This is a genomic window from Treponema sp. R6D11, from assembly GCF_054786075.1.
This window is the reverse complement of sequence record NZ_BDHD01000535.1, coordinates 1-824: the sequence shown is the minus strand read 5'-3', so window position 1 is coordinate 824 and position 824 is coordinate 1. Positions and strand designations below refer to the sequence as shown.

The 824-nt window shown below is 45.3% G+C and carries 1 protein-coding gene; it reads left to right on the top strand.

Annotated elements, in window-relative coordinates; translation table 11 throughout:
- Nucleotides 1-26: 26 nt before the first annotated feature.
- The coding region (locus ACYVTD_RS14520; protein ID WP_461248429.1) for a BadF/BadG/BcrA/BcrD ATPase family protein at nt 27-824 on the top strand (798 nt) is incomplete at its 3' end.

Here is an 824-nt window from a genome sequence, read left to right as displayed (position 1 = left end):
ATATTGTACTGTCGCTTTCCGACGTAATGGCTGTTAAAGTTATCGACTTCTTAAAACGTGCGAAGGTAACATCGGGCAGGGTAGCGCTTACAGGTGGCATCACTCTTAACCGCCACATTATCCGTTTTATCCGAGAGAAAGCCCCCAATATTGAATTTATCATTCCCGACACTGCCCCTGTTTTTGAGGCGTTGGGAGCCGCTGTTATGGCGTTGCAAGCTGGGAGTAAACTGCCTTCCGCCGACAATTTGCTTAGAGCAAACGATGTCCGCTTTGGCTCGTTGGAAGCGTTACGTGATTGGAAGGACAAAGTAAAAGTTTTTGAAAAAACAGACGGCAAAGTGCAAGCCGGACGCAAATATATTCTTGGCGTTGACGGCGGTTCTACCACAACTAAAGCGTGTCTTGTTGACATTGACAGTTTTGAAATTACAGCAAGCCATTACGGACGCACTCACGGCGATCCTGTTAAAGCGCTTAAAGAATGTCTTTCCATTATTCAGGAAAAAATAATCGCCGACACAGGCGATAAAAAAATTGATATTTGCCTTGTTTCCACAACAGGCTCAAGCCGTGAAATACTCGGCGTGTTTTTGGAAACTCCGGGCGTATACAACGAAATTATAGCTCACTCTGTCGGCACGACATACTTCGATAAAGAAGTAGAAACAATTTTTGAGATTGGCGGACAGGACGCAAAGTATGTTCTTCTTAAAAACGGCGTGCCTATTGATTACGCCATGAACGAAGCTTGCTCCGCAGGAACAGGCTCATTTTTGGAAGAGTCTGCCGCCGGAGACTTGTCAATTCACAGTGCTAAAGAT